Source organism: Ferruginibacter albus, assembly GCF_020042285.1.
GTDB classification, from domain to species: Bacteria; Bacteroidota; Bacteroidia; order Chitinophagales; family Chitinophagaceae; genus Ferruginibacter; species Ferruginibacter albus.
Map to the genome: position 1 here is coordinate 1,422,396 of NZ_CP083388.1, position 24,597 is coordinate 1,446,992.

The 24,597-nt window shown below is 37.0% G+C and carries 23 protein-coding genes, 1 tRNA gene and 1 riboswitch; of the genes, 15 read left to right on the forward strand and 9 right to left on the reverse strand.

The annotated features are described in order from the left end of the window. Positions 1-16: 16 nt before the first annotated feature. Positions 17-1,198, forward strand: coding sequence for an acetyl-CoA C-acyltransferase (locus tag K9M53_RS06225; RefSeq protein WP_224018762.1), 1,182 nt, complete (start codon positions 17-19; stop codon positions 1,196-1,198). 41 nt (positions 1,199-1,239) lie between these two features. Here K9M53_RS06225 and K9M53_RS06230 read toward each other — a convergent pair whose 3' ends face one another. The 4 genes from K9M53_RS06230 to K9M53_RS06245 all read right to left on the reverse strand — a co-directional run bounded on the left by K9M53_RS06230 (position 1,240) and on the right by K9M53_RS06245 (position 5,069). Further along, a complete protein-coding gene (locus K9M53_RS06230) occupies positions 1,240-1,428 on the reverse strand; it encodes a hypothetical protein (RefSeq protein ID WP_224018763.1) in 189 nt (62 codons plus the stop codon). 94 nt (positions 1,429-1,522) lie between these two features. Beyond that, positions 1,523-2,113: an acetate uptake transporter gene (locus tag K9M53_RS06235; protein WP_224018764.1), complete on the reverse strand. Its 591-nt coding sequence runs from the start codon at positions 2,111-2,113 to the stop codon at positions 1,523-1,525. A 284-nt stretch (positions 2,114-2,397) separates the two neighbouring features. Next, on the reverse strand, positions 2,398-3,915 hold the full coding sequence (locus tag K9M53_RS06240) for a trypsin-like peptidase domain-containing protein (RefSeq protein WP_224018765.1): 1,518 nt from the start codon (positions 3,913-3,915) through the stop codon (positions 2,398-2,400). 158 nt (positions 3,916-4,073) lie between these two features. Next, positions 4,074-5,069: an acyl-CoA reductase gene (locus K9M53_RS06245; RefSeq protein ID WP_224018766.1), complete on the reverse strand. Its 996-nt coding sequence runs from the start codon at positions 5,067-5,069 to the stop codon at positions 4,074-4,076. Between the two features lie 73 nt (positions 5,070-5,142). Between K9M53_RS06245 and K9M53_RS06250 the strand changes: the two genes are divergently transcribed. The 6 genes from K9M53_RS06250 (at position 5,143) to K9M53_RS06275 (ending at position 9,125) form a co-directional block, all read left to right on the forward strand. Further along, positions 5,143-5,490, forward strand: coding sequence for a 4Fe-4S dicluster domain-containing protein (locus K9M53_RS06250; protein WP_224018767.1), 348 nt, complete (start codon positions 5,143-5,145; stop codon positions 5,488-5,490). Positions 5,491-5,686: 196 nt separating this feature from the next. Next, positions 5,687-6,157: a YybH family protein gene (locus K9M53_RS06255; RefSeq protein WP_224018768.1), complete on the forward strand. Its 471-nt coding sequence runs from the start codon at positions 5,687-5,689 to the stop codon at positions 6,155-6,157. Positions 6,158-6,257: 100 nt separating this feature from the next. Further along, positions 6,258-7,238 carry a D-alanine--D-alanine ligase gene (locus K9M53_RS06260; protein WP_224018769.1) on the forward strand — a complete coding sequence of 327 codons (981 nt, stop codon included), beginning with the start codon at positions 6,258-6,260 and terminating at the stop codon, positions 7,236-7,238. Positions 7,239-7,243: 5 nt separating this feature from the next. Beyond that, the gene (locus K9M53_RS06265; protein ID WP_224018770.1) at positions 7,244-8,050 is read left to right on the forward strand and encodes a PASTA domain-containing protein; all 807 of its coding nucleotides are present in this window, start codon (positions 7,244-7,246) and stop codon (positions 8,048-8,050) included. 9 nt (positions 8,051-8,059) lie between these two features. Then, the gene (locus K9M53_RS06270; RefSeq protein ID WP_224018771.1) at positions 8,060-8,368 is read left to right on the forward strand and encodes a rhodanese-like domain-containing protein; all 309 of its coding nucleotides are present in this window, start codon (positions 8,060-8,062) and stop codon (positions 8,366-8,368) included. Between the two features lie 4 nt (positions 8,369-8,372). Continuing rightward, positions 8,373-9,125: a YdcF family protein gene (locus tag K9M53_RS06275; protein ID WP_224018772.1), complete on the forward strand. Its 753-nt coding sequence runs from the start codon at positions 8,373-8,375 to the stop codon at positions 9,123-9,125. 66 nt (positions 9,126-9,191) lie between these two features. Here the strand turns inward: K9M53_RS06275 and K9M53_RS06280 are convergent, their stop codons facing one another. Together K9M53_RS06280 and K9M53_RS06285 are read right to left on the reverse strand one after the other, a co-directional pair. Then, positions 9,192-11,363: a TonB-dependent receptor gene (locus tag K9M53_RS06280; RefSeq protein WP_224018773.1), complete on the reverse strand. Its 2,172-nt coding sequence runs from the start codon at positions 11,361-11,363 to the stop codon at positions 9,192-9,194. 39 nt (positions 11,364-11,402) lie between these two features. Beyond that, positions 11,403-11,498: riboswitch (TPP riboswitch) on the reverse strand. Positions 11,499-11,523: 25 nt separating this feature from the next. Beyond that, positions 11,524-11,595 (reverse strand) — tRNA-Met (locus K9M53_RS06285). Between the two features lie 123 nt (positions 11,596-11,718). Between K9M53_RS06285 and K9M53_RS06290 the strand changes: the two genes are divergently transcribed. The 5 genes from K9M53_RS06290 to truB all read left to right on the forward strand — a co-directional run bounded on the left by K9M53_RS06290 (position 11,719) and on the right by truB (position 15,849). Next, the gene (locus tag K9M53_RS06290; protein ID WP_224018774.1) at positions 11,719-12,135 is read left to right on the forward strand and encodes a lipocalin-like domain-containing protein; all 417 of its coding nucleotides are present in this window, start codon (positions 11,719-11,721) and stop codon (positions 12,133-12,135) included. Positions 12,136-12,193: 58 nt separating this feature from the next. Beyond that, entirely contained in the window at positions 12,194-13,078 is an 885-nt protein-coding gene (era, locus tag K9M53_RS06295) for a GTPase Era (protein WP_224018775.1), read from the forward strand. Positions 13,079-13,136: 58 nt separating this feature from the next. Beyond that, positions 13,137-14,444, forward strand: coding sequence for a ribosome biogenesis GTPase Der (der, locus tag K9M53_RS06300; protein ID WP_315857675.1), 1,308 nt, complete (start codon positions 13,137-13,139; stop codon positions 14,442-14,444). A gap of 166 nt (positions 14,445-14,610) precedes the next feature. Beyond that, entirely contained in the window at positions 14,611-14,955 is a 345-nt protein-coding gene (locus tag K9M53_RS06305) for a hypothetical protein (protein ID WP_224018776.1), read from the forward strand. Positions 14,956-15,078: 123 nt separating this feature from the next. After that, positions 15,079-15,849: a tRNA pseudouridine(55) synthase TruB gene (gene truB / locus K9M53_RS06310; protein WP_224018777.1), complete on the forward strand. Its 771-nt coding sequence runs from the start codon at positions 15,079-15,081 to the stop codon at positions 15,847-15,849. Between the two features lie 2 nt (positions 15,850-15,851). Here truB and K9M53_RS06315 read toward each other — a convergent pair whose 3' ends face one another. Beyond that, positions 15,852-17,423: a C1 family peptidase gene (locus tag K9M53_RS06315; protein ID WP_224018778.1), complete on the reverse strand. Its 1,572-nt coding sequence runs from the start codon at positions 17,421-17,423 to the stop codon at positions 15,852-15,854. Between the two features lie 117 nt (positions 17,424-17,540). Continuing rightward, on the reverse strand, positions 17,541-20,078 hold the full coding sequence (locus tag K9M53_RS06320; protein WP_224018779.1) for a BamA/TamA family outer membrane protein: 2,538 nt from the start codon (positions 20,076-20,078) through the stop codon (positions 17,541-17,543). A gap of 18 nt (positions 20,079-20,096) precedes the next feature. Between K9M53_RS06320 and K9M53_RS06325 the strand changes: the two genes are divergently transcribed. Next, entirely contained in the window at positions 20,097-20,831 is a 735-nt protein-coding gene (locus K9M53_RS06325) for a TrmH family RNA methyltransferase (protein ID WP_224018780.1), read from the forward strand. Here K9M53_RS06325 and K9M53_RS06330 read toward each other — a convergent pair. Then, positions 20,824-22,053, reverse strand: a complete 1,230-nt coding sequence (locus K9M53_RS06330) for an ABC transporter permease (protein WP_224018781.1) — start codon at positions 22,051-22,053, stop codon at positions 20,824-20,826. The two genes, K9M53_RS06325 and K9M53_RS06330, sit on opposite strands and share 8 nt — an antisense overlap. Positions 22,054-22,127: 74 nt before the next feature. On the opposite strand from K9M53_RS06330, the gene K9M53_RS06335 reads away from it, so the two are divergent. Next, the gene (locus K9M53_RS06335; protein ID WP_224018782.1) at positions 22,128-23,426 is read left to right on the forward strand and encodes a type IX secretion system plug protein; all 1,299 of its coding nucleotides are present in this window, start codon (positions 22,128-22,130) and stop codon (positions 23,424-23,426) included. A gap of 17 nt (positions 23,427-23,443) precedes the next feature. Continuing rightward, a complete protein-coding gene (locus tag K9M53_RS06340) occupies positions 23,444-24,427 on the forward strand; it encodes a Gfo/Idh/MocA family protein (RefSeq protein ID WP_224018783.1) in 984 nt (327 codons plus the stop codon). The last annotated feature ends 170 nt before the right edge of the window (positions 24,428-24,597 follow it).

Sequence of the window (24,597 nt, forward strand, 5' to 3'; positions counted from 1 at the left end):
AACTCAATTAAGCTATATGAATAAAGAAGTATTTATTGTTTCGGCAGTTAGAACGCCTATAGGAAGTTTTGGAGGAGCGTTAAAAGATCTTTCAGCTACGCAGTTAGGTTCATTTGCTATTAATGCAGCAGTTGAAAGAGCTGGAATTTCTTCTAAATATATTGATGATGTTTTGATGGGGTGTGTGCTACAGGCTAATTTAGGACAGGCTCCCGCAAGGCAGGCAGCTAAGTTTGCCGGATTACCAAATGAAGTGAGTTGCACTACTGTAAACAAAGTATGCGCCAGTGGAATGAAAGCCATTGCTCAAGGGGCCCAAAGCATTTTATTAGGAGATGCATCGGTAGTGGTTGTTGGTGGAATGGAAAGTATGAGCAATGTTCCTTTTTATAGTTTTTCTGTAAGATGGGGAAATAAATATGGTAACGTACAATTGATCGATGGTTTGGCAAAAGACGGTTTGACGGATGTGTATGATGGGCAAGCTATGGGTAATGCAGCAGAGTTATGTGCAAAAGAATGTAACATAACACGTAATGAACAAGATGAATTTGCCATAGAAAGTTATCGTCGTTCTCAAGCGGCATGGACTGCAGGTAAATTTGATAATGAGATCGTTCCTGTAATAATTCCTCAACGAAAAGGAGATGCGCTTGTTTTTGCAAAAGATGAAGAACCATTTAATGTTAAGTTTGAAAAGATACCCGAACTAAAACCAGCTTTTACAAAAGACGGCACTGTTACAGCTGCTAATGCAAGCACAATGAATGACGGCGCAGCAGCATTGGTGTTGGTAAGTAAAGAAAAGCTGGAGGAACTACAGTTAACACCCATCGCAAAAATTATTGGCTATGCGGATGCGGAACAATCGCCCGAATGGTTTACAACAACTCCATCAGTAGCCGTTCCCAAAGCGGTTGCTAAAGCCGGTTTGCAAATGAGCGATATTGATTATTGGGAATTGAACGAAGCGTTTTCGGTTGTTGGTATTGAAAATATTAGAAGAATGAAATTAGATCCTGCAAAAGTAAATGTACACGGCGGTGCTGTTTCATTGGGTCATCCATTAGGATGCAGCGGAGCAAGGATCATTGTTACTTTAATTAATGTATTGAAAGTAAATAATGCGAGATATGGAGCTGCAGGCATTTGTAATGGAGGCGGAGGCGCAAGTGCTATGGTGATCGAAGCTGTATAAATTTCACCCGAAAAATATTTTTCGGGTGAAATATGTTGCGCTTACCAATTATGAACATCTACGTTAAAATCAACTCCTGCTGGTGGCGCTTCATGACGCCTGTCGTACCATTCTCTTGTATGATGATGATAATGGTGGTAGTAATGACTTTCGTAACATGCTGATAAATTGAAAACCAGGATTGCACAAACTATTGCTATCGCTGTTTTATTTCTGGTCGTGTGTTTCATATGATCTTTTTATCATAAAAAACTAAAACCCTGCCAATATGAAATTGAACTTCGATAGGTTTTTACATATAAAAGTTTATGTCGGCATGTAGATTTATTTACTCAACTGCACCGGGCCAACGGGCAATACTGTTTTACCGTACAATTCGTTTAACACATTTGCAGTACCTGTGTAAATTGCAGAACAACCGCAAAGAATACCTTCGTAACCAGTGAATGTTTTTAGTGAAGCGTTGCCTGTATAATCTCCCAACGCCAATAAAAAGAAGAGAAGTGTAAGCGTAGCAAAAACAAATTGTAATGCTTTATTTATTTTAAATGTGCCGATCAATAATAAGCCAGTAAAAATCCCCCACATCATTAAATAGGCGATCATAGCACTTTCTGATGCCGGTGCTATCCATCCCAGCTTAGGCATTACAATTAATCCTACCAATGTAAGCCAGAAAAATCCATAAGAGATAAATGCTGTCATCCCAAACGTATTATTCTTTTTAGATTCTAAAATACCAGCAATAATTTGTGCAATGCCTCCGTAAAAAATACCCATTGCCAATATCATTGAGTTCATTTCAAAAATACCGGCGTTGTGAAGATTGAGCAGAACTGTAGTCATCCCGAAACCAAACAATCCTAATGGAGCAGGATTAGCGCTTGTGTCTTTAATAATTACATTTTCGTTCATATAGAAATTAGTTTTAGTTACTACAAAATATTACTTGTTTACGGCATGTGCAATAAAGATTATGAACATAATGGGAAAAATCCCCTGTTATTATTTTTAAGTACTTATATATTTGAGCATTGTCATAGGTTTTCTTGAAAACTAAAAGGCAATGACTAATGTCGTTGCCTTTAGTTTTTTAATTGTAATCTATTTAAGAATCTTGGGAAATTGAATTTCAAGAAAGATAAAAACAAAAACGCTCCGGAATTTTCCGAAGCGTTTTTTATAATAAACATTAAAACCTACTCATCACCAAGTGATAAAGGATAATCGTATACACCATCATATCCCGGGTAAAAACCACTGATGGTAACAGATTTGGAAGTTCCAACAGCTGCCTTTAATTCATCCACATTTTTTACATCTTTATCATCTACTTTAATAATAATAAAGCCATCTCTCATACGGGTTTGATCGCTGATCGCACCGGTAGTGCTGATCTTCTTCACAATTATACCACCCGGTACTCCGTATTCTTTTGCTTTTTTAGGATCTAATGTTGCAAAGTCAGCACCTAATTTAGATAAGGTTGAATTATCCTGCTTTACCACATCATAATTGCCTGCATTATTTTTTAGGGTAACCGTTGCCGTTTTCTCTACTCCGCCACGATTATACGTTACATTTACTTTATCACCGGGTTTGAAACCGGTAATTCTTTCTACAAGGTCAGAACTGGAATTGATAGGAGAGTTGTTTAATTTAGTGATAAAATCTCCTTTCTTAATACCTGCAGCGGCAGCAGCCCCATTATCAGCAGTGCCTGTTACAAATACACCGGCGCCATCTTGTATATTCTGTTCTTTCTTTTGCTCATCTGACAAGCCATCAGGAGCGTACGACACTCCTAAATAAGCTCTTTGTACAGTTCCGTATTTGATCAGATCATCTACTACTTTCTTTACAATGTTTACCGGAATAGCATAAGAATATCCTGAGTAATAACCCGTAGGAGAAGCAATGGCTGAGTTTATACCGATCAACTGTCCATCTGTATTTACCAAAGCGCCACCACTATTACCCTGGTTAACAGCAGCATCGGTTTGAATGTACGATTCAACAGCAGAGCTGGTTTTAGTGCTTTTGTTTAAGCCCAGGCTTCTTCCTTTCGCACTTACAATACCGGCTGTAACAGTAGTTTCCAAATTCAAGGGATAACCGATCGCCATTACCCATTGTCCAATTTTTACATCATCGGAATTTCCATACAACAAGAAAGGCAAACTGCTGGCATCAATTTTAATAACAGCCAGGTCATAAGAAGGATCGGTGCCTATGACTTTTGCATTGTACGTTTTTTTGTTGCTCAAGGTTACAGTTATCTCGTCTGCATCAGCAACCACATGGTTGTTGGTAACAATGTATCCGTCATCACTAATAATTACACCGGAGCCTGATGCTCTTTGTTCAGGAATAACACTTGGTCCGTTAAAGAACTGGTTGAACAGGTCGTCATCGAACATGTTCCCAAATGGACTTCTTTGTCTGGGTAAATTATTGTTTACTTGTTTAGCGTTTGTTTTGGTTTTTATATGCACTACCGTTGGCAATGCAATTTGCGCAGGTTGTGTAAAATCAACAGCACCATTAGGTGATGCATTCGAATCGTGTAAGCCTGCTAAATGATAGTTGGAAGGGAGTACGCCATTTTCCTGACCGGCGTATTTGTTACTGTCTTGATACTTGCCATAACCCCAGATTACCCCAACTGTGGTAACCGCACTGATGGCTGCAGTAAGTAATACTTCTTTCAGTTTCATCTTATAAAATTTTAATTTTTCAAATTATCAGGGTTGATATTTCGGTTTCTATAGGTTTCAATATTCATGCCTGACAGTACAAAATAACGAAGTACTGTCAAATTGCGTTTTATCTTTTGGCACGTTTAACAATTAATTAGGAAGAGTTTCGTAGATCGTTATAAGGTCAACAAAAATTGTATGGTGTCCACGCCATCAGCATAATCCATTAATGACGGTGATTGTGCGTTGCCAAAAGGAATATCCTTACCTGCAATGCATTGAATATCGTTGTTATTTTTCAATGATTCCAATAATAAATCCATATTGTCATAAAAACTATAATTCAATTGTGCAATGGGAGAGAATATCGATTCACTTTCTACCATTAATGTGCTTCCGTTGGTCATGTAAAAGCGATTGTTCATTAATTGTATCGACAAATTGTAATCATAATTGTTTTTATATTTATTATGATCGATAAAATGCTTGTACTTATTAAATGAGTTTAACAGCGGTACAAAATCATACTCTTTCGGAACAAAGATCTTCGTAACATTCCTGCAACCCAATCCAAAGAACAAATGAATATCATCTGATAGTTTTTCCAGATCTTCTGTAGTTTCATCTCCCTTTAATGTAGCAACCGATGTTCTATTCCTGCGAATGATGCTTGGATATTTTGAAAAATAGTATTCAAAATACCTGGCACTGTTATTACTGCCGGTAGCAATGTAGGCATCGCAACCTTTCAGCATCTCCGAAAAGGAAACATAGTTTTTTATATCACTATTCCATTCAATTAATTTTTGAATTAGATGTTTTAGCAGAATATCATCCTTTGATGATAGCTTAATAGTTTGTTTATGTCCGCAAATAAATATGGATAAAAAATCATGAAAGCCTACCAAAGGAATATTGCCTGCCATCACTAATCCAACATTTTTTCCGGCAACGTTGTCATCAATAAAATAATGTTTTGCCCACTGCGTTAGTTTATCCGCTTGTAAAAATTGTTCAGCAATATTTTTAGCTGCTAATGCAGTAAAATCAGGGGTAAACCAATTGTTTTGCTCATAAGCTTTTTGCATAACAGCATTCCACTCGCCGTTAAGATCGTTTTGCAAATAATCGCCTAATTGCTTTAATAAATCAATTCGATTTTGTAAATTCATTCTGTAATTCTTACTTTTGAACTGTAAAAGTATTTTAATAAAAATTTAGAATCAAAAACCCTTAAGTTTAGTTATGGCAATAAGAATTTCTGACGAATGTATTAACTGCGGCGCTTGCGAGCCTGAGTGTCCTAACAATGCTATTTATGAAGGTGGTGTTGAGTGGGCAATATCTGACGGAACAACTGTAAAAGGTTCTTTCACTTTATTAGATGGCAGCGTGGTAGATGCGGAACAAAGAAATGCTCCAATAAGCACCGATACTTATTATATTACTCCAAATAAATGTACAGAGTGCCAGGGTTTTCATGAAGAGCCACAATGTGCTGCTGTTTGCCCGGTTGATTGTTGCATACCGGATGAAATGTACCAGGAGACAGTGGAAGCATTAATGGAGAAAAAAGAAAAATTGCATATTTAATTTCTTTCAAGGGCGAAAGCCTTAATACAGGCAGGTGATATTTCCTGCAGCATGGGCGAGGGTATTAATAAATACTTTCGCCTTTTTGTTTTTTGGTATGCCGCTGATTATCGCAGATTTTCTCTACGCTGCTATGTTATAATAATCTCCGAAAATCTGCGGGAAAGAATTTACTTTTGGTAACACAACATAGCATATGAAAAAAATTATACTCTCTCTCTTTATTGTCTCTTTTTTCTTATCGTGTAAAAATAGAAAGCCACCGGCAGAAGAGCAATATGCTCCTGTTACTTCACGCACTGAAATAATTGAAACGGACAAAGCTTTTTCTAAATTGAGCGAAGAAAAAGGAGTACGTGCTGCATTTATGGAATACATTGATTCGGCAGGTGTTTTGTTACGTCCCAGGTCATTGCCTATCGAAGGCGCTGATGCAATCGATTATATAAGCCAGGATAATGATACTACTATTATAATGACATGGGAACCTACGGGAGCAGCTATTGCAAAATCCGGAGACTTGGGATATACTTACGGCACTTACCTTATTAGATATAAAAATAAAGATTCTGTTCAAAAAGGAACCTATTTAAGCATTTGGAAAAAACAAGCCGACGGCAAATGGAAATTTGTGCTGGATACAGGTAATGAAGGCTTGAGTGAATAATATCAATTTACCTGGTACAATTGTTAAGTCATTGCCTCAAAATTTTAACGGTAATACATCTATTAATTTTGTTTCTTTGCTTAAATCATTGTCCAGATAAATGAAGAAAAAAATTGCATTGGTTACAGGTGGTTATTCCGGCGAAGCCGTTATCTCATACAAAAGCGCTATTACCATTGAAAATAATGTTGATAAAGAAAAATGGGATTGTTATAAAATAGACATTAATCCTAATGGTTGGTTTTATGAAACGCCATCGGGAGAAAAAACAATAGTGGATAAAAACGATTTCTCTATTCTCGTTAACAATACCAAGATCAATTTTGATGCGGTGCTGGTTGGAATGCACGGTACTCCCGGTGAAGATGGCAAATTGCAAGGCTATTTCGATTGTTTAAATATTCCCTATACTTCCTGCAATGCTGCTACGTCTGCATTAACTTTTAATAAACGATATACCGTTGCAGTAGCTGCTTTTGCAGGCATTCATGTAGCAAAGTCATTGCATCTTTTTAAATCGTCTCCTTTATCTCCACAACAAATATTAAGCGAATTGTCATTGCCTTTATTTGTAAAGCCAAATAATGGTGGCAGTAGCATTGGAATGAGCAAAGTAAAAGAAGCATCTGAATTGCAGGCAGCATTGGATAAAGCATTTAAAGAAGATGAACAGGTATTGGTGGAAGAATTTATTAAAGGAAGAGAGTTTACCATTGGTGTATTTAAATCAAAAGGAAATATTATTCCTTTGCCAATAACAGAAGTAATTCCTAAAAAAGAATTCTTTGACTTTGAAGCTAAATACGAAGGTGCAAGCGAAGAAATAACGCCTGCTAAAATAGACGAGCCTATGGCTAATAAAATACGGGAAGCTGCAAAGAAAGTATATTCGGTGTTCAATTGTAATGGAGTAGTGCGAATTGATTTTATTTATAATGAAACTAACGCTAATCCATACATGCTGGAAATTAATACAGTGCCCGGTCAAAGCGAAGCAAGTATTGTTCCCCAACAGGTAAAAGCAATGGGTTGGTCATTACAAGAATTTTACAGCGCTTTAATTGAAGAGTGCTTTAATTAAAAAACATGTTCAAGTTTATAACAAATCGTCCGTTTTGGGTAAACCTGTTGGTTGCAATAGGTTTGGTGTTATTGCTAATATTTGCTTTTTTGCAATTGCTGGACATTATAACCAAGCACGGTGAAAAACTAATAATACCGGATGTAACCCACAAAGAAACAGCAGCTGCTATAAAAGAACTGGAAAGCAAGGGCTTTGATGTGCAAATACAAGACTCTGTTTATACCGACACTTTGCCAAAGGGAACCGTAATCAAGCAATTGCCTTATCCTGGTGCAACAGTGAAAGTGAACAGAACCGTTTTTTTAACGGTAAATTGCTATACAGCACCTATGATTGATATGCCTGACTTAAAAGGTAAAACTTTGGATTTTGCATTAGACATTTTAAAGAAGAGCCACTTGAAATTGGCAGATACAATTTATAAAAGTGATTTTACCTACATGATGATCGTTGATCAACTATATCATAATAATAAAATTGCCGCCGGAGAAAAAGTTCGTTGGGGTAGTGGCATTACTTTGATTGTTGGTGCCGGACAAAAAGATAGCAGCTTTGTTGTTCCTTCACTTTTGGGAATGACATGTGCAGAAGCAACTGCTTTATTGGATTCTCTTGAATTAATACCTGTTTTAGTGCCGGATGCAACAGTAGGTAAAGATACTGCCCAGGCATTTATTGTGAAACAGAATCCACCACACCATGATGAGCTTGATCGTCCTGTGTATATTAAACCCGGTCAATTGATGGATCTGTGGCTTTCTAAAGACAAAGTAATTTTACAAGATACTATCATTAAAAAAACAAACTAAATTTCTGTGATGACAACAATAACCAATAATGAAGTAAAAGAACGTTTGGATAAAGGGGAGCAGTTGAACTTAATAGACGTAAGAGAACCATTTGAAAATGCAGAATTTAATATAGGCGGTAAATTAATTCCTTTAGGAAATATTCAGTCTTTACAAATAGACGAATTGGAAGACCTTAAAAATGAAGAAGTCATCTTCTATTGTCGTAGCGGTAAACGTAGTGCTACTGCTGCATTAATATTAGACAGCATGGGATTTACCAATACAAAAAATTTAATTGGCGGCATGTTAGACTGGCAACAAAAATTCGGAGGCTAATCATATGCACCAACTGGCATCTGTTATAATTGGATTCTTTATATCTCCTTTTAACTGGATAGTACTACTTATTATTTTGTCATTTTTTGTAAAAACAGACAAAATAAAAAAAAGATATTGGTATGCAGCATTGATCATCTTTTTACTATTCTCTAATAATTTTTTGTTGGAGTTTTATGCTCGCTGGTGGAATGCCAAACCAAGAGACGTGTCTGCCGACAAGCCTTATAGCTGCGGTATTGTATTAGGTGGTTTTGCCGGCCCTGATGAACATGGGAACGGCTTTTTTAATATTACTGCGGACAGGTATATTCAAACAGTAAAATTGTATAAGCAAGGAAAGATAAAGCACATTCTTATTAGTGGCGGTAATGGAAAAGATGAAGTAAGCTCCTTTACCGAAGGGGCGTTTGCAAAACAGCAGATGATAATAATGGGAATACCCGACTCAGTTATCTATTGCGAAGACAAATCCACTAATACTGCTGATAATGCAGCTTATTCAAAAATCTTATTGGACTCTCTTTCATTAAAGCCGCCATACTTACTCATCACTTCTGCTTTGCATGTTCGCAGGGCTACTTTAATATTTAAGAATAACGGTATAGAAACAATTGATTACCCTTGCAACTATGTAAATGGTATAAGCAAACTTGATTTTTTGGATGTCTTGCCTGATCCTGTTGATCTTTTTCAATGGAAACCCTATTTAAAAGAAGCTGTTGCCTGCGGTGTTTATCACTTTAAAAAAAGATAAGAAGTAGAACTAAAAAATAAAGCCATTGAATTTTCTTCAATGGCTTTGGTTTTTCAATGAATAAACTTAGAGATTGAAATTAATGCCCACTCTATAATTTATCAATGCCATAGGAAAGTACCAGTTATAAGTAGCAATGTTGCCGTTATCTACTTCACTATACGTATATCCATTGGACAAATATTTTGCACTAAATAAATTATTTACCTGACCGATGAATGTGATCGATTTGAATAATTTATTTTTCAGAGTATAGCTTACTCTTGCGTCTTGTGTATAATATCCTTTCAACATTCTGTTTTCATTAGAAGTATTATCCAGGTATTGTTTGCCTACGTATTTGCCGATAAGAGCTATTTCAAAATTATCTGTCGGAGTAATACTGATCGTTCCTGCTGCAACAATAGAAGGAGAGTAGGATATATCTGTATTGGTATGTTTTATTTCTTGTTGACCTGTCCATGTATAGGTGCTGTCGTATTCATCTAGATATTCAGAAAAGGATTTTATTTTATTAATGCTGAAAGCAGCATTGGCAGCAATGTTCAAATATTTATTAAAAGTGTATTGCCCTTGTAATTCTATGCCCGCTCTATAGCTGTCAGGAGTATTGGTTCTTGTGTATTCACCCACGTCGTTTATTTTTCCTGTAAGCACTAATTGATCTTTATACAGCATGTAAAAAAGATTTATTCCATAGAAATAATTCTTTCCTTTTTTCTCTGTACCTAATTCAAAATCGTGTAAGGTTTCCGCTTTAGGTTGCTCGTTAGGGTTAGCAAAGAAATCGTCCCGGTTGGGTTCATGCTGCCCTAAAGCATAGCTAAAGTAAGTTTGCCATCCGTTTTTAATATAAGTAATGCCTGCTTTAGGATTTACAAAATTAAAATTCCTGCTAACTTTAAAAGAAGGATCATCATCAAAACCATCAATACGATGATAAACATTTCTGTATTGCAGATCGGCAAATGTAAACAAGCCGGCAGAAAAATTATGCTGCCATTTAACATAGGCAGTAATATCTGTTTTTAAGGCAGGCAGATTGTAATATTGATAATTTGGCTCTACACCGCCATTCTGAGCCCAGGTTATATTGCCGTAATGTTTGCCTTCATACCTGGTCCATTCGCCGCTTACGATTATTTCATCCTTTTTATTTTTATATTGAAGAGAGGCTACCTGTCCATAAAAGTGATTGTCCAGCCATAGCTGTCTTACTAAGTCTGTAGTAGTGATGATAGAATCGCCAACAACAACATCAGGCAAGCCATACTTTGCATAATCCTGTCCAGCCTTATATTCTTCATAATATCCTCTGCCATAGGTCATAAAGGCAGCAGTGCTGAAATTTATCTTTGAATTAAACGTATGATTAAAGAAAAGCTGGTAATGATCTTGTTGGTAATTATCTGTTTGATTGCTGTAAGGAGCTCCGGGTTTTTCGGTTCCCAATTCATTATAGGTGCGAAGTGAATCAATTAAATAATCCGGCACGCCATTCCATGCCTGGTATGTTTTTTCTTTTCCCGTAATAAGGTTAAAACGTAACGAAGAGCTTTTAGTAACATAAGCTGCAGATAAATACAAAGATTTAAAATCGCTGCTGGCACGATCAATATAGCCATCGCTGCTTATTTTGCTTAATCTTGCGTCTATCGTAAAATGATCGTTGATCAATCCTGAACCAACTTTAATTGTATTCTTCCACGTGTTAAAAGATCCATAACTGTTTTCTGCTGTCGCATAAGCAGAATCAATAAAATCATTAGTGGTAATATTAATGGTTCCGCCAAAAGCACCGGCACCATTACTGCTGGTACCTACACCGCGTTGTATTTGAATATTGGCAGCAGAAGATGCAATGTCCGGAATATCTACAAAATAAGTACCCTGGCTTTCTGCATCATTGTAAGGGATACCATTTAATGTAACATTTATGCGTGTGGCGTCTGTGCCTCGTATATGGATCCCGGTGTAACCAACACCATTGCCGGCATCAGAATTTACAACAACCGAAGGTGTTTGATTTAATAAGAAAGGAAGATCTTGCCCCAGGTTATTTTTTGCTAATTCTTTTTTAGAAAGATTGGTTTTAGCAAAAGGCGCCTTGTCGCTTGCTTTTACTGCGGATACTTCAACAGGCAGTAAAGCGGTGGTGTCATTGAATTTTTTTCCCTGTTGTGCAAATGATGACATGACTGACGCACATGCCAATGCACATAATAGCAGTTTTTTCATTACAATAAAAAATTATAGCTGAACATCCGGAAGACGATCCGATGTAAGAGTAGCACTCCCTTCGCAGGCATTATCCTGAGCAGGTTTAACGGGTATAATCTCAGCCTTATTTAAAAAGCACCCCGGAAATTCAGTCGGTTTAAAAGAACGATTGATTTAGTTGCGAAGGGAGGGATCGAACCTCCGACCTTCGGGTTATGAGCCCGACGAGCTACCGCTGCTCTACTTCGCGGTTTAATTGAGCGGCAAAGTTAGGGAGATGTAAGTTATCAGCCAAGAATAATTAATAAAAGATTCATTTTATAGCTTCTGCTGTTTTTGCTACTTTCGTTATTCATCAAAAATTGATCACTGTATGAAAAAAATTATTGCCGGTTTTATTGCGTGTGTTGCCCTTGCTGCATGCAGTAAAGATAATGGTGGAACAACCTCCTGTACTTTGTCTTCAACTTCTATAGTAGGAAAATATAAAATAACTGCTGTTACATTTGATGGTGCGGATGCGATGTCTCAAATTCCTGCATGTAACCAGGATGATGTGTATGAGTTGAAAAGTGATGGAACTGCTACCGTAACTGATGCAGGCACACAATGCTCGCCATCAAGTGATCAAAGTGGAACCTGGTCGCTTAACGGAACAACGCTTACAACCAGCAATGCAGAACTTTCAGGAACAGTGTCTGATTTTAGCTGCACAGGACTTAAAATAAATGGCACACAAACTATTGGTCCTATTTCAGGTGCAACTGTAATTACGCTGGTAAGACAATAGTATTTAATATCTATATACGTAATTTATTAAACAGGTAATTTTTATTACCTGTTTTTTTATGGCATCTTTGCACCTGATGAAAAGCGGCTTTGTAAACATATTTGGTAAACCTAACGCCGGCAAAAGCACATTGCTGAATGCATTGGTAGGAGAGAAACTGGCAATTGTATCGCACAAAGTGCAAACAACCCGCCATCGTATAAAAGCCATTGTAACAGAAAAGGAATATCAAATTATCTTTTCTGATACACCCGGTATAATTGAGCCAAAGTATAAACTGCACGAAAAAATGATGCAGGCTGTTAAAAGCGCTTTGGAAGATGCCGATATTGCTTTATTAATTATAGATGCAAAAGATACTACAGAAGAAAATCATGAAATATTTTCTGCATTAAAATTGAAAGTACCGGCGTTGGTAATTATTAATAAGGTAGATGCCGTTGATGAAAGCAGGATAAAAGAACTTACCAATTTCTTTGCGCAGCAGGCATATTGTAAAGAAGTAATTACTATATCAGCCTTAAAGAAAAAAGGCATTGATGCATTGATAAAAAAAGTAGTAGAGCATTTGCCGGAAGGCGAGGCGTTTTATGACGGCGAAGAATTGAGTGATCTTTCAACGCGGTTTTTTGTAAGCGAGTTAATTCGTGAAAAGATATTTTATTTATATGGCGATGAAATCCCCTACCATGCAACAGTGCTGGTACACGAATTCAAAGAGAAATCTACCTTAGTAAAAATAGGTGCAGATATAATTGTACAACGGGATACGCAAAAAGGAATTATTTTGGGAGAAGGTGGTCAGATGATAAAAAAACTGGGAACCGAAGCCAGAAAAGACATTGAAGCATTTATAGGAAATAAAGTTTTTTTAGAGCTGTTTGTAAAAGTTCGTCCTAAGTGGCGAGATAACGAATTGCAATTGAAGGAGTATGGATATTGAAACATTATAACGGATTAGCAATAATTATCCGTTATCAATTACTAAATTATTATTTAATATGGGTTTTACAGTAGCAATAGTAGGCAGACCGAATGTTGGCAAAAGCACTTTCTTCAACCGTTTGTTGGAGCAACGTAAAGCAATTGTTGACGATATCAGCGGTGTAACAAGAGACCGTCAGTATGGAGTGGCTGAATGGAGCGGCAAAACATTCAATGTAATTGATACAGGTGGTTTTGTTGCTGGCAGCGATGATGTATTTGAAAAAGAGATCCGTAAGCAGGTTTTAATTGCACTCGATGAAGCCGACGCTATTATATTTATGGTAGATGTGGTAACAGGTATAACAGACCTGGATGAAGCAATGGCAAATTTATTACGTCGTACCAGTAAGCCTGTTTTTTTAGTAGTTAATAAGGTCGATAATCATGATAGGTTATTGGAAGCGTCGGAGTTTTACAGTTTAGGTTTTGACAGGATATTTTTTCTTTCATCTATCAGCGGTTCAGGAACAGGAGAAGTATTAGACGAAGTGGCTGCATTAATTGAAGCACCTGTTGAAGTAGGCGATGAAAAAGCGCTTCCGAAGTTTGCTATTATTGGTCAACCCAATGTAGGGAAATCATCTTTATTAAATTCATTGATCGGGCAGGCTCGCACTATTGTTAGTGAAATTGCAGGTACAACAAGAGATACCATTCACACTCATTACAATCTCTTCAACAAAGAATTTATTTTAATTGATACAGCGGGTATTCGCCGTAAAGCCAAGGTAAATGAAGATTTGGAGTTTTATTCCGTGATACGTGCCATTAAAGCAATTGATGAGGCGGATGTTTGTTTGTTATTGTTAGATGCACAAAAAGGAGTAACAGCGCAGGATCTTAGCATTTTTGCATTGGCGGTTAAAAAAGGAAAAGGTATTGTTGTATTGGTAAATAAATGGGACCTGATGGAAAAGGAAACCAATACAGCCCGTGATTATGAAAAAGAATTGAAAAACCGGTTTGCGCCTTTCTCTGATCTGCCCATTCTTTTTATCTCAGCCATTGAAAAAACAAGGATATTCAGAGCGATGGAAATAGCATTGGAAGTATATGAAAGCCGCAGCCGAAAAATACCAACCTCGCAATTGAACGATAAAATGCTGAAGGCAATAGAAGCCTATCATCCGCCTGTGGTTCGTGGCAATCCTGTTAAAATAAAATATGTAACTCAGTTACCGGTAGTAGTTCCTTCTTTCGCATTTTTTTGTAACTACCCAGATGATATCAAAACCCCTTACCGAAATTACCTGGAAAACCAGTTGCGGGAGAATTTTAAATTAACGGGTGTTCCGGTTCGTATTTTCTTCAGGAAAAAATAAATGTAAAATAGTGCATCTTGTTGTCTGATATGGTGTTAGATAGCCGAATTATTGTCTTATGTCAATAACTTTTTGAGTTAATGACCAATTAACTTAGCCCTGATACTTGCATTATTCAAAAAAGACTGCAATCTTTGCGGCAATTTTAAAATTAAAACTAACGGAAATGAAAAAATTAATGACAGTGATCGCAGTAGCGGGTATTTTAGCTGCTTGCGGTGGTGGCGCTACAAAAGATGCTGCTACTACAGATTCTACTTCAATGGCTGACAGCTTAAAAAAAGTTGCTGATTCTACAATGTCTGCTGCAGGTGCTACTGCAGATTCATTGAAAGCTAAAGGCGATTCTCTTTTGAAAGCTGCAGACAAAGGTATTGATAGCGGTAAAGCTATTTTGAATAAAGCTGCTTCTACTGCAAAAGAAGGTGCTGATAAAGTGAAAGAAGGCGCAGAAAAATTAAAAGAAGGCGCTGCTTCTGCAAAAGATGCAATGGATAAAATGAAACACTAAAATAAACCAGTTGTTTTTAAAAATTCCCCGGTTATCCGGGGATTTTTTTTTTTAAAAGATATTGTGCTTTTGAATTAAAATTCAATTTGGAATTTGTAAGCTGTAATTTGCAACCCTTAATTTATGGCACGCAAAGAAACATACCGCTCAAAAAATATTCATAAGCTTTCACCCGAAAATTCACCTATTCTTGATAAACCAAGATTTACTATTGACCCTGAGGTACAACAGGCTTTCTTAGAGGGTAAAGTGATCTTGATTGATAAGCCCTTGCATTGGACCTCTTTCGACATGATCCGTAAGTTGCGTAGTTTATTGCGTATAAAAAAGATCGGGCATGCAGGTACGCTGGACCCTTTAGCAACAGGTCTTTTGATCATTTGTACAGGCAAGTTCACAAAAAAAATAAATGAGTACATGGCGGCAGAAAAAGAATATACAGGTTCTTTTACCTTAGGCGCTGTAACCCCCACTTATGATTTAGAAAGCGATCCGGAACAATTTAAAGACTATTCGTTTGTTACACCGGAATTACTACAGCAAACAATAAAAAAATTTATTGGAAATATACAACAGTTACCTCCTATATACTCTGCCATTAAAAAAGATGGTGAAGCTTTGTATCAATTAGCAAGAAGGGGAGAAGAGGTAGCATTACAGCCTCGACCAGTCACTATTAAAGAATTTGAAATTACCAATATTGCTCTTCCGGTTGTTGACTTCAGGGTTGTATGCTCAACAGGAACGTATATACGAAGTTTGGCTAATGATGTGGGCGCTTCAGTAGCATGCGGAGCCTATCTTAGTAAGTTATGCAGAACAAGAATTGGTGATTTTGATCTGAAAGATGGTGTTTCTTTAGAGAAATTTGAAGAGACATTAAAAGTTTCATAATACTACTGCTTATCTATCGCTACTATACTTGCTACTACTTTCTTGTCATTTGATGCGGCTTTAAAATAAATAGTTCCATCGCCGGTATTCGTAAATTGTACAGAACTGTTGATCACATTTTGCAACGCATCATACACTTTTGCCGCATAATTAGATTGACTGCTTTGATTAATGGCATTATTCAGGCTATTATAATCCAATGAGTCTTTACTTACTACAATTGCCATCAGGTCTTTATTACCAATACTATCCGCCATTAACGACTGCGCTCTTGGAAATAAGCGATAACCTGTAATACCACAATAAGGAGAGTGTTTGCCGGTATATGGGAAAAGCACATAGCTTTCACCGCTAGTTTCCTGCCCAAATAAATAAATATAACAGGGCGTCGCATTTTTAATTTCAATTTTGAAACGTGTTCCTTTAGTTATTCCATCAGGTGTTTCAAAAAAGCTGCTGCCGGATATCTTTAAAGGAATGTATTTCTTAGTATCATTATTCACTAATCCGATAGTGCATTCCAGGGGTTTATTGGCAACTTCACTAAGCTTGGGTAAAGGATCAACGCCGTACGCTTCCTTGACATAATTTTTAAAATCACTATAACGCACCCATGCAATACCGTTATTACCCCATTCGCTTCCCCAACTATTCATTATTTGAAAAGCGCCACCGTATTTTCTATCATCATAGCCTATTACACACATGGCATGGCCACCGCCATTAGAAGGATCATCGTCAGCTTGCGGCGTCCATAGGTCCTGTCCCATCATGCTTTGCATAAAGCTATTGCCTACCATCATTCCAATAACAACAGGTGCATCCTTCGCCAAATGCTCTTTAATAGCACGAATGCTTATTTCGCTGATATTATCACCATCGGTTAACCGCGTAAAACCATGAATACTATTCTGCTTCCCTTCTTTTATTTCAGTTGAATTAGGAGTTCTGTCGCAATCATGGTCGCTATATGGATATTCACTTAACGGAACTCCACCATTTGCCTGCATGGTTTCCATTGCCTTTTGTACATAAGAACCTTCGCAATTATCTAATCGTATTTGATTGTATAAATAAGATGGGCTGAATGCAATAGAATCGGGGTTTTCTCCTGTTGCAGCAGCAATAGCAATTGTTTGTGCTGCATAAGCACTGCTCCAGGCCACACAGCTTCCTTGTTGTCCTTGGTTGCCGCGTTTAGGTGCATACTTTAATAAAGACACTGCTTCCGGTAAAGGATTTTTATTATTGTCATCTTCCAATCCTTCATATACAGAAGCTTTATTAAATTGTTGCGGACTAAAATTATACCCACTTGCAGAAAAAAGTTTTTGAGCAATATTGGTAACAACGCCACTATTATTTCCACGCAAAAAGAAAAAATACGCTGCACCTGCAAGCAATATCAATAAGAAAATTCTTTTGCCTTTGAATAATGAAAGCAGTAATGGGAGAAAAGCCAATAATCCTCCTCCGCCACCACCGCTGAAACCACCACCATTATTACTACCTTGGTTATTATTGTCATCGCTTTGATCCTTGCTTTCAGGATCATCTACCATGCGTATGGGCATATAAAGAATTTTAGTAGTTTGAAGTTAGCTAAGAAAATCAATAATTAATAATTCATAGTTATTAATTGATTTTTGTCGAGCAGAATTTTTCCCGGTAATTATTAATGAAGAACAAAATCAGAATGGATAGTTTAGACCTACAGTAAAATTGAAATTTTCGTAACGCCACTTTTTATATTCGTCAGCGCCGTTGAATAAATTATTAAAGGTGACCTTAGGAAATTGTAATCCGTCATTTTCAGGTATATCGGGGCGTTTAAATCTAAAACCTAGATCACAACGAATTAAAAAATAATTGAAGTCAAATCGAAAACCAAGCCCGGCATCGCCTGCCAGCTGTTGCCATATCTTTTGAAAGTTAAGCGGAAACTGAACACTTTGCGTAATGTTATTAGTAGTTACCTGCACATCTTTTAGATCCCAGATATTCCCAACATCTACAAACGTGGCACCTTTTAATGTAAGTGTATTCGGAATTATTTGCCAAATGTTGAAACGGTATTCCCAGTTTGCTTCAAATTTTATATCTCCCGTCCTATCATTGAAAATAGTAGTGGAAGAATTAAAATCGGTTAACGGTTGCGCACCTAATCCCAATCCTCGTATTGGCCAACCTCGCATACTGTTGGCGCCCCCGCTATAATATTGTTTAAAGAAAGGAAGTGTTGAATCATTGGAAGAGAGCGGAATACCAACACCCGCATAAATATGCCAAACCCTGGAATGCTTTGCAATTGTTTTAGTATTGGTATATTCTATATCAGCTTTTACAAATTTTCTCAGGTATTGAGGAAATACAGGAAGGATATAGCTTAAAGGAAAAGATGATTCCAAATTGAATCTAAAATCATTCTTATTGTGCTTTATGATCTTTGAAGAAGCATACCCATAAGCAGAACTTAATACTAAAGCGGTATTGAACGAATAACGCAGGTAGCTGAAAGCCGGTGAATCAAGCAATTGTTTAAACTGTGTTGATTGATCATATAAGTGAGAAAATTCGATATTAAATATTTTAACGGTTTTTGTTCTGTTAGGATGTGCTTCGGACGACCAACTGCTACCAAATCCTAATCCAATGTTTTGAAGTCGGAAGAGGTCGATCCGGTCAATATATGATGCATTAAAATTGTAGAAAGTTTCTTCTGCTGCTAATTTTTTTGTGGGTGAAACGACTGAGATCGGTTTCTTTTTTAAGAAAGGAAGTATGTTGGTCTTAAGTAAAGGAATTACTCTTGGATTGGTGATGGTATTGGAATATCCCAGCTCTGTTGAGTTTACAACTTTTGAAACGGTAGATGAACCCACATTAAATTCCAAACCGGCGTGCACACTTTGTGTCATCTTAACGGCTTTATGACCGATATTCCTGTTTTGCAAAGAAGCATTGACCGATAATCCTAAAAGATTTCCGCTATTAATGGCGGTGGCAGCATTGGTATTACTGTTATAGGAATAACTGCCCTCTATATTGGTTTCAAAACCATATTGCTTGGTAGGAAATAACTCAAAGATCACATCAAGGCTATCATTCTTTTTATTTTCTTTTATCTGTACAATCACACTTTGCCAAACTCCTGTCCTGGAAAAATCATTTAAGGTTTTAGCATAATTATCCTGGTTATAGGTGTCGCCTTTTTTAAAATGCATGTTGCGTATAATAAAACTCGGACTGAATTTTCTTCTGGAAGTAGTATCACGTCTTGAAGAAAAAGCCCTAAATAGCCAACTGCGTCTGTACACTTGTTTTGGATCGTGGTATTGAATAATATGCTTTTCCCTGGTGATCAACGTATCTAAAAAAACGGTTTTGCCCAGCGAATCACTGGCATGAAAATCAGGATAGATGAAAACATTATTGATGTAATATTTTTTTAAACGATTACTATCTGCCAAAGGATTTAATACAATCGCCAGTTTAATAGTAGGATGTGCTCTCTTTTCTTTTGCTTCTTCAATAGCAGCAAGGTTTTCAAAAGGGTTATCCGATACATTGGTTAACGCAGGGATAGTGGTATCGCCAACTACCTTAATATCCTCTGTAGAAAATTTATAGTAACCATTGTTTCGGAAAGTGTCTACCAGGCGGGCTATTTCACCTAATACATTGTCTTTGGTAATGATATCACCTTTTACTAAAAGCGATTTATCCATTGATCGTTGTGCTATTTTTTCCAGGTTGCTATCTGTAAGGTTATAGCTTATTGTATCTATTTTGGTAGGATTATTAGCTGTAACAGTATATGTTACCGATACCCGTTTTTGACCTTTTACTTTAGCGGTGTCTGCTTTAAAAGAATCTACTGCATTGTAATAGCCCACATGCATCATAGATACTTTAATATTTTTTGCAGATATGGCAGAATAATTACTGTCGTATGCCGGAGGATTATCTATATAATGTAAAACAAAGAATGCGTCTTTAACGGTTATTTTTGAACTGTCGTCTAACTGGGCATATAAACGTTGCTTTAGCGTGCTTCGTTCATCTTTATCAAATTGACCACCCTTAATTTCTATAGTGTTCTTGAATACAAAGGGTTTATCTTTTTGGTATTTTCGTGGAATATAACATGCAGAAAGTAATATGGAAATGAAAAAAATGCATTTCAAACAATTAAAAAAGCTCACTTTTCCGGGGTTAGTACTCGTCATATAAATTAAAAAACGCCAGTGTTTAGTAAATCACATATCAAATATATTCAAAGTTTACACCATAAAAAATTCAGAGATGAAGAAGGTGTTTTTATTGCAGAAGGAGAGAAGATCGTAAAAGAATTGTTATCGTCTAACCTTCATTGTAAAGAGATCGTTGCTTTACCCGAATGGTTTAATGCAAATGAAAAATTAGTATCCACGGTAACGGCTGTTCTGCATGAAGTAAAAGACTTTGAACTGGAAAAAATATCTGCTCTAAGCACCGCAAATCAGGTGCTGGCGATATTTGAAAAAAAAGTAGTTGAGGCTGTTACACTAACAGGAAAGATCACCCTTGTATTAGACGATATACAGGATCCCGGTAACATGGGAACCATAATCCGTATAGCAGATTGGTTTGGGATAACATCCATTATTTGTTCTAAAAATTCGGCTGATATATATAGCCCTAAAGTAATACAAAGTACCATGGGCAGTATCGCAAGAATAAATATTATGTATGATGATCTGCAAACATGGTTGCCGCAAAATAAAAAAGTAAAAGTGTATGCGGCAGCGTTAAACGGTAAGCCTGTTTCAACTTTAAAAGATACTGAAGAAGCGATCATTATAATTGGCAACGAATCGAAAGGCATCAGCAATGAAGTAATGGAATTGGTGGATGAAAAAATAACGATCCCTCGTATTGGTAATGCAGAATCTCTCAATGCGGCTGTAGCAACGGGGATTATTTTGTCACATATTATCTGAATTGAATTGCCTTAACCGGTTTTATTTTCTTAACCAATAATGTAGGAATGATCAATGTTGCAAAACAAATAAGCAACGTGACCGCATCGATCAATATTACCTGCCAGGCAATTACCTGCGCATGCGCTCTGTCCATGTAATAGGCTTCTTCATCCAGTTTAATAAAACCTGTTTTCTCCTGCAACCAACAAACACCGATCCCTAATAATGTTCCCATTACAATTCCTGTAATGGCGATTACAGTTGTATTGTATAAAAATATTTTCTGGATGGTCCAGTCTGTTGCACCAACAGCTTTTAAAATGCCTGTCATTCTTGTTCTTTCTAAAACAATAATTAATAAGCAGGTGATCAGGTTTACCGTTGCAACAATTACCATGATGCTGATGAGAATTACCTTGGTCTTATTTTGTAAACCAAGCCAGTCAAAAATAGTAGGATTGATGTCTTTAATAGTTCTGCTGTACCAGCTTTGAGGCAACTGTTCATAAATGAACCGGTTCAAAGAATCAGTTTGACGGTAATCGTTTAAAAAAATCTCATATCCTGCAATTTCATCCGGTTGCCAGGCATTAAATCTTCTTATCAAACCAATATCACAAATGGCAAAACGCTTATCATATTCATCAATAGCCGTTTTATATATGCCGCATACTTTTGCTTTAGTAACAGACTTGCTGCCGTTATCTCTTAAAAAGAAAACAAATACGCTGTCGTTCACTGCAGCTTTTAATTGATTGGCGGTGTATTCTGATAAGCAAATGTCGCGACTAAAGCCACTGTCATTTAATTGCGGCCAAGTGCCTTTCTGTAAAAAGGCTTGTAAGCGAAGCGAATCAAAACTTTTGTCGATCCCCTTAATTAAAATGCTTTCAATATCCGTTTGAAATTTTATGATGGCAGACTTGGTGGCATATCGTTCTACTGTTTTTACATCCGGCAGCTTGCGTAAAAAATCTTCAATACTGTCATTCTTTTTGATAGGAGACTCCTGCGCTAAATTTCCATTAAGATCCACGTTTTGCTGTACACGTATATGTCCCCAAAAGCTAAAAACCTTATCGCTTATTATTTTTTGAAAGCCATTTGCAAAGCTGGACGTAATGATCATAATAGCTACGCTGATAGCTGTTGCGCCGGTAGCTAAGCGTATAATGAAACGGGAAAAACTTCGTTGCCGGTTGAATGCTATGCGTTTTGCTATAAATGCCGATATGTTCAATTGCGCCTCTTTTGAGAATAGAAATTAAGTTATCTTGTACCTGATTTCAAAACTAAATCTTTTATTACAATTCGATGCTTCGATTATTAATTGCCGTGAAAAGATATTCTTTTATATTACTTGCATGTATTGCATTCAATAGCTTTTCGCAAAATCAACCCGATTCAATTTATCAAAACAATATTCGTTCAGTACGTTTTCATAGTTATAATAATCAATTAACAATACCCATTCTTAATTTGAACAGCGGCGATCGATTGGAATTGCATTTTGATGATATGGATGCGGATGTGAAAAGTTATTATTACACCTACCAGCTGTGCGATTATGATTGGAATGAAGTGGATATAAGCCCGTTTGATTATATAAAAGGGTTTACACAAATGCGCATTTCTACTTATCGTTATTCATCACTTTCCTATACCAAATACACACATTACCAGGCAGTGTTGCCCGAAGCAAATTCAGGTCCCAGCCGTTCAGGAAATTATATTTTAAAAGTTTTTTTAGATGGCGATGTGTCTAAATTGGTTTTTACAAGACGCCTGCTGGTGGTTGATCCTAAAGCATCCATAGCAGCACAGGTAGTAATACCATTCAGCCCAAAATATTATCAAACGCATCAGCGTATAAAATTTAATGTAAATGTGGCTGCGTTAAATTCTTTTAGTGCAGGGCAGCAGGTAAAGGCAGTAGTGCTGCAGAATTATCGTTGGGATAATGCGCAGGGAAATGTGTTGCCGACATTTGTACGTGGTAGTATGTTGGAGTATAATTCGGAAGATAATTTTGTTTTTCCTGCAGGAAAAGAATGGCGTTGGTTGGATCTGCGAAGTGTACGTTTGCAAAGTGAGCGTATGGATAGCCTGCATATTACCAAAACAACCTACGATGCGTATTTGAAGCCAGACCTGGATCGTTCTGCTCAGCGTTATTATTATTACTATGACCTGAACGGATTGTATAGTATCGAAACATATGAGTCTATTAATCCCTACTGGCAGGCAGATTATGCAACAGTTCATTTTAGATTTGTACCTCCGGGAAATGTGCCGTACGATGATAAGGATGTGTATTTATATGGGCAGTTGAATGATTATAAATTGAATGATGCTACTAAAATGAAATTCAACGAGGTTACGAAAGAGTATGAAATAAATGAATTCTTAAAACAGGGATATTACAGTTACGGATACCTGTTAGTAAATAAAAAAGACCCTTCACAAACTTCAATGCCCGATGGTAATTATATGGAAACGGAAAATGTGTACACCGTATTGATCTACTATCGTTCTTTTTCTGACCAGGCAGATCAATTGATCGGTATTGCTACTATCGATTCCCGTACAGATAAACCTAATACAAGCTTTTAAAATAATAACTAACGTTGATGAATAACCTTACTATAAACTGGGGAATCATTGGTTGTGGTGATGTTACGGAAGTAAAAAGCGGGCCGGCTTTTAATAAAGTTCCCGATTCAAAGTTAATAGCGGTGATGCGCAGGGATGCTGCCAAAGCAGCAGATTATGCCAAACGCCATAATGTTCCCAAATGGTATAGCAACGCCGATGAATTGATCAATGATGCTGAGATAAATGCGATATACATTGCAACGCCTCCGGCTTTTCATGAAGAATATACCATTAAAGCATTGCTGGCAGGCAAACATGTATATGTAGAAAAACCTGTTGCTACTTCTGTTGCCGCTTGTTTGAATATGATAACCGCAGAAGCCGTGTCAAACGCTAAAGTAGCCGTGGCTCATTATCGCCGTGCCTTACCCATGTTTTTAAAGATCAAAGAATTAATTAATAACAATACAATTGGCAAAATAAAGTTGATACAGTTGAGCATGTTGCAGCCGCATCAATCCAACATTATTGCCAGGACAGAAGATTTTTGGCGGGTAGATCCTGCTATTGCCGGTGCAGGTTTGTTTTACGATCTGGCACCGCATCAGCTGGATATTATAAAATTTATTTTCGGTGACCCGGTTAGTTATACCGGCATAGCAGTAAACAACGCCAAACTATATTCCGCAGAAGATACCGTGATCGGCTATATGCAACTGGAAGATGATATTGCCTTTACAGGTAACTGGTGCTTTACGGTTGCAGAAAGCGCCCGCAAAGATGAATGTGTGATCATCGGTGAAAAAGGAAGCATTAGCTTTCCATTCTTTGGCAATACAATCCAGCTAATAAATGGAGAGGGAAAACAGGACATTTCATTTCAACATCCTGCACATATTCAGCAACCCATGATCGAAAGGGTAGTACAATACTTTTTAGGTAAGGACGAAAACCCCTGCACCTTGCAGGAAGCATTGGTAAGTTTGGAAGTAATGGAAAAATTCAAGCAACTGCAATAAGCTTTCTCACAGTATTCAATTCTTGTCGCCAATAATGTAGTGTCAGTCTGAGCTTGTCGAAGACGGCCGGTTGATTAATAACAAGCCATGCACTCTTAATTAGGCTGCTTTCGCCAAGCTCAAGCTAACAGCTTTTAATTCCCTCTATAAATAAAGAGTTGTTGATCATA

Coding starts and splice junctions, on each gene's coding strand:
- K9M53_RS06225 (WP_224018762.1), top strand. CDS start 17: ATGAATAAAGAAGTATTTATTGTTTCGGCAGTTAGAACGCCTATAGGA.
- K9M53_RS06290 (WP_224018774.1), top strand. CDS start 11,719: ATGAAAAAAATTATTGCCGGTTTTATTGCGTGTGTTGCCCTTGCTGCA.
- K9M53_RS06260 (WP_224018769.1), top strand. CDS start 6,258: ATGAAGAAAAAAATTGCATTGGTTACAGGTGGTTATTCCGGCGAAGCC.
- era (WP_224018775.1), top strand. CDS start 12,194: ATGGCATCTTTGCACCTGATGAAAAGCGGCTTTGTAAACATATTTGGT.
- K9M53_RS06315 (WP_224018778.1), bottom strand. CDS start 17,423: ATGCCCATACGCATGGTAGATGATCCTGAAAGCAAGGATCAAAGCGAT.
- K9M53_RS06255 (WP_224018768.1), top strand. CDS start 5,687: ATGAAAAAAATTATACTCTCTCTCTTTATTGTCTCTTTTTTCTTATCG.
- K9M53_RS06320 (WP_224018779.1), bottom strand. CDS start 20,078: ATGACGAGTACTAACCCCGGAAAAGTGAGCTTTTTTAATTGTTTGAAA.
- K9M53_RS06340 (WP_224018783.1), top strand. CDS start 23,444: ATGAATAACCTTACTATAAACTGGGGAATCATTGGTTGTGGTGATGTT.
- K9M53_RS06230 (WP_224018763.1), bottom strand. CDS start 1,428: ATGAAACACACGACCAGAAATAAAACAGCGATAGCAATAGTTTGTGCA.
- K9M53_RS06250 (WP_224018767.1), top strand. CDS start 5,143: ATGGCAATAAGAATTTCTGACGAATGTATTAACTGCGGCGCTTGCGAG.
- K9M53_RS06265 (WP_224018770.1), top strand. CDS start 7,244: ATGTTCAAGTTTATAACAAATCGTCCGTTTTGGGTAAACCTGTTGGTT.
- truB (WP_224018777.1), top strand. CDS start 15,079: ATGGCACGCAAAGAAACATACCGCTCAAAAAATATTCATAAGCTTTCA.
- K9M53_RS06280 (WP_224018773.1), bottom strand. CDS start 11,363: ATGAAAAAACTGCTATTATGTGCATTGGCATGTGCGTCAGTCATGTCA.
- K9M53_RS06235 (WP_224018764.1), bottom strand. CDS start 2,113: ATGAACGAAAATGTAATTATTAAAGACACAAGCGCTAATCCTGCTCCA.
- K9M53_RS06335 (WP_224018782.1), top strand. CDS start 22,128: ATGCTTCGATTATTAATTGCCGTGAAAAGATATTCTTTTATATTACTT.
- K9M53_RS06305 (WP_224018776.1), top strand. CDS start 14,611: ATGAAAAAATTAATGACAGTGATCGCAGTAGCGGGTATTTTAGCTGCT.
- K9M53_RS06270 (WP_224018771.1), top strand. CDS start 8,060: ATGACAACAATAACCAATAATGAAGTAAAAGAACGTTTGGATAAAGGG.
- K9M53_RS06275 (WP_224018772.1), top strand. CDS start 8,373: ATGCACCAACTGGCATCTGTTATAATTGGATTCTTTATATCTCCTTTT.
- K9M53_RS06245 (WP_224018766.1), bottom strand. CDS start 5,069: ATGAATTTACAAAATCGAATTGATTTATTAAAGCAATTAGGCGATTAT.
- K9M53_RS06240 (WP_224018765.1), bottom strand. CDS start 3,915: ATGAAACTGAAAGAAGTATTACTTACTGCAGCCATCAGTGCGGTTACC.
- der (WP_315857675.1), top strand. CDS start 13,137: ATGGGTTTTACAGTAGCAATAGTAGGCAGACCGAATGTTGGCAAAAGC.